Source organism: Bacillus sp. JFL15 (genome assembly GCF_001184225.1).
GTDB lineage: Bacteria > Bacillota > Bacilli > Bacillales > Bacillaceae > Bacillus > Bacillus siamensis.
Window position 1 is genome coordinate 1,746,214 of sequence record NZ_KQ236689.1, and the last position, 5,000, is coordinate 1,751,213.

Here is a 5,000-nt window from a genome sequence, read left to right on the forward strand (position 1 = left end):
CTGAGCTGTGATGGCGAGCGAATTATAGTAGCGAAGTTCCTGATTCCACACTGCCAAGAAAAGCCTCTAGCGAGGTGAGAGGTGCCCGTACCGCAAACCGACACAGGTAGGCGAGGAGAGAATCCTAAGGTGATCGAGAGAACTCTCGTTAAGGAACTCGGCAAAATGACCCCGTAACTTCGGGAGAAGGGGTGCTCTGTTAGGGTGCAAGCCCGAGAGAGCCGCAGTGAATAGGCCCAGGCGACTGTTTAGCAAAAACACAGGTCTCTGCGAAGCCGTAAGGCGAAGTATAGGGGCTGACGCCTGCCCGGTGCTGGAAGGTTAAGAGGAGCGCTTAGCGTAAGCGAAGGTGCGAATTGAAGCCCCAGTAAACGGCGGCCGTAACTATAACGGTCCTAAGGTAGCGAAATTCCTTGTCGGGTAAGTTCCGACCCGCACGAAAGGCGCAACGATCTGGGCACTGTCTCAACGAGAGACTCGGTGAAATTATAGTACCTGTGAAGATGCAGGTTACCCGCGACAGGACGGAAAGACCCCGTGGAGCTTTACTGCAGCCTGATATTGAATGTTGGTACAGCTTGTACAGGATAGGTAGGAGCCTTGGAAACCGGAGCGCCAGCTTCGGTGGAGGCATCGGTGGGATACTACCCTGGCTGTATTGACCTTCTAACCCGCCGCCCTTATCGGGCGGGGAGACAGTGTCAGGTGGGCAGTTTGACTGGGGCGGTCGCCTCCTAAAAGGTAACGGAGGCGCCCAAAGGTTCCCTCAGAATGGTTGGAAATCATTCGCAGAGTGTAAAGGCACAAGGGAGCTTGACTGCGAGACCTACAAGTCGAGCAGGGACGAAAGTCGGGCTTAGTGATCCGGTGGTTCCGCATGGAAGGGCCATCGCTCAACGGATAAAAGCTACCCCGGGGATAACAGGCTTATCTCCCCCAAGAGTCCACATCGACGGGGAGGTTTGGCACCTCGATGTCGGCTCATCGCATCCTGGGGCTGTAGTCGGTCCCAAGGGTTGGGCTGTTCGCCCATTAAAGCGGTACGCGAGCTGGGTTCAGAACGTCGTGAGACAGTTCGGTCCCTATCCGTCGCGGGCGCAGGAAATTTGAGAGGAGCTGTCCTTAGTACGAGAGGACCGGGATGGACGCACCGCTGGTGTACCAGTTGTTCTGCCAAGGGCATCGCTGGGTAGCTATGTGCGGACGGGATAAGTGCTGAAAGCATCTAAGCATGAAGCCCCCCTCAAGATGAGATTTCCCATTCCGCAAGGAAGTAAGATCCCTGAAAGATGATCAGGTTGATAGGTCTGAGGTGGAAGTGTGGCGACACATGGAGCTGACAGATACTAATCGATCGAGGACTTAACCATTTTTGAATGTATGCTTACTGTTATCTAGTTTTGAGAGAACACTCTCAATGGTTTGGTGGCGATAGCGAAGAGGTCACACCCGTTCCCATGCCGAACACGGAAGTTAAGCTCTTCAGCGCCGATGGTAGTCGGGGGTTTCCCCCTGTGAGAGTAGGACGCCGCCAAGCTTTTTGTTTTATCTACCATGTTTTTGTTTATGAAGCTTATAATATTCCGCAGTAGCTCAGTGGTAGAGCTATCGGCTGTTAACCGATCGGTCGTAGGTTCGAGTCCTACCTGCGGAGCCATTGCTTCCATAGCTCAGCAGGTAGAGCACTTCCATGGTAAGGAAGAGGTCAGCGGTTCGAGCCCGCTTGGAAGCTTATCTAAATACGTTGATCTGAAGCAGTTTCCGCGCGTTATGGAACTGTTATTTTTGTATTTAAATAGGCAAAGACCCTGTTACTGCTCTCCGCAGAAATCAAGGTGAAAATATAACAGCAGCCTTCTTAGGAAGTCTGCTTTCTTCATTTTCAAAGAGATATGGCTTCCGTGATATAAATAGCATAATTAGGTTAACTTAATTGTATGTATAATAGATCTAAGCAGTTTAATTTCTTGAATGGTCAAGTTCTGATCCAGAGAACGAAGTTTTCTTTTTTGCAGCCTTAGGTTAGTACAGATTATTATTAAATTTTTAAACGGTATTGACTTTTATCAAAACCCTGATATAATTACTTTTGTCATAATGCACTGTATGAATTTCCGGATATGCTTTTGCTTTAGATTAAGCAGAGAGCTACACCGGTTGGAGCATAACTGAGTTTTCCTTTTTTCTGATGCTGTTGTTTTTATTTTAACAGTTCATTATTTCTTGCGGAAGTAGTTCAGTGGTAGAACATCACCTTGCCAAGGTGGGGGTCGCGGGTTCGAATCCCGTCTTCCGCTCCATTTATTTTTGCGCCCGTAGCTCAATTGGATAGAGCGTTTGACTACGGATCAAAAGGTTAGGGGTTCGACTCCTCTCGGGCGCGCCATAATGCACTTGAAATCGGGAAGTAGCTCAGCTTGGTAGAGCACATGGTTTGGGACCATGGGGTCGCAGGTTCGAATCCTGTCTTCCCGACCATTCTCAAACTTTAAGATAATGTACTGATTATATTTTTTCTCTTTATTTTAAAAAACACTTGATTTATAGAGAGATAACATGGTATATTATTATTCGTCGCTGATGAACAGCAGACAACAACAAAAAGCTTCGAAAACGACTTAAAAAAAGTTGTTGACATAAAAGAAGCTGAGTGGTAAGCTAATAAAGCTGCTTCAACAAGCGGTAATGATCTTTGAAAACTAAACAAGACAAAACGTACCTGTTAATTCAAAGTTTTAAATAAATCGCACAGCGATGTGCGTAGTCAGTCAAACTACTTTATCGGAGAGTTTGATCCTGGCTCAGGACGAACGCTGGCGGCGTGCCTAATACATGCAAGTCGAGCGGACAGATGGGAGCTTGCTCCCTGATGTTAGCGGCGGACGGGTGAGTAACACGTGGGTAACCTGCCTGTAAGACTGGGATAACTCCGGGAAACCGGGGCTAATACCGGATGGTTGTCTGAACCGCATGGTTCAGACATAAAAGGTGGCTTCGGCTACCACTTACAGATGGACCCGCGGCGCATTAGCTAGTTGGTGAGGTAACGGCTCACCAAGGCGACGATGCGTAGCCGACCTGAGAGGGTGATCGGCCACACTGGGACTGAGACACGGCCCAGACTCCTACGGGAGGCAGCAGTAGGGAATCTTCCGCAATGGACGAAAGTCTGACGGAGCAACGCCGCGTGAGTGATGAAGGTTTTCGGATCGTAAAGCTCTGTTGTTAGGGAAGAACAAGTGTCGTTCAAATAGGGCGGCACCTTGACGGTACCTAACCAGAAAGCCACGGCTAACTACGTGCCAGCAGCCGCGGTAATACGTAGGTGGCAAGCGTTGTCCGGAATTATTGGGCGTAAAGGGCTCGCAGGCGGTTTCTTAAGTCTGATGTGAAAGCCCCCGGCTCAACCGGGGAGGGTCATTGGAAACTGGGGAACTTGAGTGCAGAAGAGGAGAGTGGAATTCCACGTGTAGCGGTGAAATGCGTAGAGATGTGGAGGAACACCAGTGGCGAAGGCGACTCTCTGGTCTGTAACTGACGCTGAGGAGCGAAAGCGTGGGGAGCGAACAGGATTAGATACCCTGGTAGTCCACGCCGTAAACGATGAGTGCTAAGTGTTAGGGGGTTTCCGCCCCTTAGTGCTGCAGCTAACGCATTAAGCACTCCGCCTGGGGAGTACGGTCGCAAGACTGAAACTCAAAGGAATTGACGGGGGCCCGCACAAGCGGTGGAGCATGTGGTTTAATTCGAAGCAACGCGAAGAACCTTACCAGGTCTTGACATCCTCTGACAATCCTAGAGATAGGACGTCCCCTTCGGGGGCAGAGTGACAGGTGGTGCATGGTTGTCGTCAGCTCGTGTCGTGAGATGTTGGGTTAAGTCCCGCAACGAGCGCAACCCTTGATCTTAGTTGCCAGCATTCAGTTGGGCACTCTAAGGTGACTGCCGGTGACAAACCGGAGGAAGGTGGGGATGACGTCAAATCATCATGCCCCTTATGACCTGGGCTACACACGTGCTACAATGGGCAGAACAAAGGGCAGCGAAACCGCGAGGTTAAGCCAATCCCACAAATCTGTTCTCAGTTCGGATCGCAGTCTGCAACTCGACTGCGTGAAGCTGGAATCGCTAGTAATCGCGGATCAGCATGCCGCGGTGAATACGTTCCCGGGCCTTGTACACACCGCCCGTCACACCACGAGAGTTTGTAACACCCGAAGTCGGTGAGGTAACCTTTATGGAGCCAGCCGCCGAAGGTGGGACAGATGATTGGGGTGAAGTCGTAACAAGGTAGCCGTATCGGAAGGTGCGGCTGGATCACCTCCTTTCTAAGGATTTTAACGGAATATAAGACCTTGGGTCTTATAAACAGAACGTTCCCTGTCTTGTTTAGTTTTGAAGGATCATTCGATTCTTCGAGATAATGTTCTTTGAAAACTAGATAACAGAAGTAATTCACATTCAATTGTAATGCAAGAAATCACGTAGTGATTCTTTTTAACGGTTAAGTTAGAAAGGGCGCACGGTGGATGCCTTGGCACTAGGAGCCGATGAAGGACGGGACGAACACCGATATGCTTCGGGGAGCTGTAAGCAAGCTTTGATCCGGAGATTTCCGAATGGGGAAACCCACCACTCGTAATGGAGTGGTATCCATATCTGAATACATAGGATATGAGAAGGCAGACCCGGGGAACTGAAACATCTAAGTACCCGGAGGAAGAGAAAGCAAATGCGATTCCCTGAGTAGCGGCGAGCGAAACGGGATCAGCCCAAACCAAGAGGCTTGCCTCTTGGGGTTGTAGGACACTCTGTACGGAGTTACAAAGGAACGAGGTAGATGAAGAGGTCTGGAAAGGCCCGCCATAGGAGGTAACAGCCCTGTAGTCAAAACTTCGTTCTCTCCAGAGTGGATCCTGAGTACGGCGGAACACGTGAAATTCCGTCGGAATCCGGGAGGACCATCTCCCAAGGCTAAATACTCCCTAGTGACCGATAGT

General features: G+C 50.0%; 5 tRNA genes, 3 rRNA genes and 2 other annotated features (1 of these 10 running past the window's edge). All 8 genes read left to right on the plus strand.

The annotated features are described in order from the left end of the window. Positions 1-132 precede the first annotated feature (132 nt). Positions 133-480 (plus strand) — a sequence feature (23S ribosomal RNA rRNA prediction is too short). 9 nt (positions 481-489) lie between these two features. Next, positions 490-1,358, plus strand: a sequence feature (23S ribosomal RNA rRNA prediction is too short). A gap of 63 nt (positions 1,359-1,421) precedes the next feature. Further along, a 5S ribosomal RNA gene (gene rrf / locus AD710_RS08840) occupies positions 1,422-1,537 on the plus strand. A gap of 45 nt (positions 1,538-1,582) precedes the next feature. Continuing rightward, positions 1,583-1,657, plus strand: a tRNA-Asn gene (locus tag AD710_RS08845). 2 nt (positions 1,658-1,659) lie between these two features. Next, positions 1,660-1,732: transfer RNA gene (locus tag AD710_RS08850), tRNA-Thr, on the plus strand. Between the two features lie 493 nt (positions 1,733-2,225). After that, positions 2,226-2,300: transfer RNA gene (locus AD710_RS08855), tRNA-Gly, on the plus strand. A gap of 9 nt (positions 2,301-2,309) precedes the next feature. Beyond that, positions 2,310-2,386: transfer RNA gene (locus AD710_RS08860), tRNA-Arg, on the plus strand. A gap of 15 nt (positions 2,387-2,401) precedes the next feature. Then, a tRNA-Pro gene (locus AD710_RS08865) sits at positions 2,402-2,478 on the plus strand. 300 nt (positions 2,479-2,778) lie between these two features. After that, positions 2,779-4,328: ribosomal RNA gene (locus tag AD710_RS08870) — 16S ribosomal RNA — on the plus strand. Positions 4,329-4,502: 174 nt separating this feature from the next. After that, positions 4,503-5,000: ribosomal RNA gene (locus AD710_RS08875) — 23S ribosomal RNA — on the plus strand (it continues 2,431 nt past the right edge of the window). The 16S, 23S and 5S rRNA genes sit together here with 5 tRNA genes alongside, the layout of an rRNA operon.